This is a genomic window from Bradyrhizobium sp. P2_E8 (assembly GCF_056403875.1).
The window spans coordinates 1-1869 of record NZ_JBFUES010001255.1 but is presented as its reverse complement, the minus strand read 5'-3'; the positions used below and the strand labels follow the sequence as shown (position 1 = coordinate 1869).

The following is a 1869-nucleotide window of genomic DNA, read 5'->3' as shown; positions in this document are numbered from 1 at the left end:
ACGCCGAGTGCTTCGGGCAGGGAGCAGGCCGGGCGCGCGCCCCGCATCGCCGCGACATGCATGTCGCGATAGCTCTGGTCGCGCTCGCTGGCGAAGTCCGTCGCCTTGCCGTTGACGACGAGGCGGCTGCCGACGAGGTCGGCCTCGATTGTGTCGTCGTCGACATTGACGCGAATGCGGCGGATGCCCTGGCGGTCGAGGTAGTCCATGTGCACGTGGACCGATGGCGCCCGCTGCATATCGAGCAGCAGGTCGAGGTGATCATCGACGTCGATGTCGCGTGCGCCGGACGCGCCGCCGAGGGCGGCGACACGATGCCACGGCCCGAACAGCCACAGGAGATAGTCCAGCTCGTGGCTGAGATCCCTCAGGACGCCGCCGCCGGCGTCAACCGTTGCGGATGCGGTCGTGCGATGGTCGCGGCCGGGCCGCCAGTCCCTGATGTCCTGGCCGACATAGGCGGCGACCGTGATCACCTCGCGCCCGCGCAATCTTTCGACGAGCGCCGTCATGACCGGATGGAAGCGAAGATTGTATCCGACACTGACATGGGCGAATGGATATTTCGGCGGAGCCGCCGCTGTTGCGAACAGCGGCTTCTCGACCAGAACCGCGCCGCGGAAGCCGGCCTGCGCGAGGTCTTGCAGGTCGTCGGCATGGCGTGCGGTCTCGGTGGCAATCACTGCGTAATCCGGATGCGCGCTCGCGACAGCCTGCACGATCGACCCATAGTCGCCGCCGTCACGGCGGCTCACGGTCGCGACCCGAAGGCCAAGCTCACGCAGGACCCGCGCATGCCTCGTGCCGATCGAGCCGAGGCCGATCACGACGGCGGTTGTCGAGCTCACGGGAAGACCTCGTGAAACTCCGCATGCGCCTGTTCGAAATCCTCCAGGCGGCCGATGTCGAGCCAGTATTCGCGGATCGGATAGACCGCGACGCGTCCCTTGTCGGCGATCACGCGCTCCAGCACGGTCGGCATGTCGATGCTGACGCCGGGCGTGACATGGCTGAAGACGGAGCTTCCAATCACATAGATGCCGGCGCTGACGAACCAGCTTTCGGTCGGCTTCTCGCGAATGGCCTGGAGAAAGCCGTCCGAGGTCGAAACCACACCATACGGGACGTGCACCTTGTGCTCACGAACGGCCATCGTCGCTTCCGCCGGCGTTCCGTTGTGGAAGTCGAGCAGCGCTCCGTAATTGATCGTGGTGAGGATGTCGCCGTTGGTGACGATCATCGGCAGATCCGGCGGTGTCGCAAAGAGCCCGAGCGCGCCGGCGGTGCCCAGGCGTTCGGTCTCCTGCACGTACTGGATATTGGCGCCGAACGCGGCGCCGTCGGCGAAGTAGTCCTTGATCGTCTCGGCCTTGTAGTTGACCGAGATGTAGATGTTGCGAAACCCCTGCTGCACCACGTTGCGGACGATCGTTTCGAGAAGCGGCCGGCCGCCGACATTGAGCATGGGCTTCGGGAGGTCGCGCGTCAGCGCGCCCAGGCGTTCGCCGAGGCCGCCCGCCATGATCAATACCGGATTTGCGTTATGGCGCGGTTCGAGCAGCTCATCGAGCGTCTCGACCACGACCAGATGGCCACCCTCGTCGACAAGCGGGAGCTGCTTGATCGACTTTTGCCGCATCAGATGCAGGCGGTCGTCGCGCGGCAGCGTCGCAGGTGCCGACACCGGCGCGCGGTTCATGATGTCGATCGCAAGTCCGGCGAGCGGAATGCCGCGCAGCAGCCCGCGCCTGACATCGCCGTCGGTGACCACGCCGAGCAGGCGGTTCTGGTCGTCGAGCACCAGCGCAATCTGGATGCTGCCGCTCTCGATCGCGGCGATGGCCTCGCCCACGGTCGCCTGCGTTCCGA

The 1869-nt window shown here is 66.1% G+C and carries 2 protein-coding genes; both read right to left on the bottom strand.

Going from position 1 to position 1869, the window contains the following annotated elements:
- Positions 1-848 (bottom strand): Gfo/Idh/MocA family protein (locus AC1D00_RS39250; protein ID WP_477014375.1); only part of this gene is annotated, 848 nt, incomplete at its 3' end.
- Positions 845-1869 (bottom strand): nucleotidyltransferase family protein (locus AC1D00_RS39245; RefSeq protein WP_477014374.1); only part of this gene is annotated, 1025 nt, incomplete at its 5' end. The genes AC1D00_RS39250 and AC1D00_RS39245, both read right to left, overlap by 4 nt.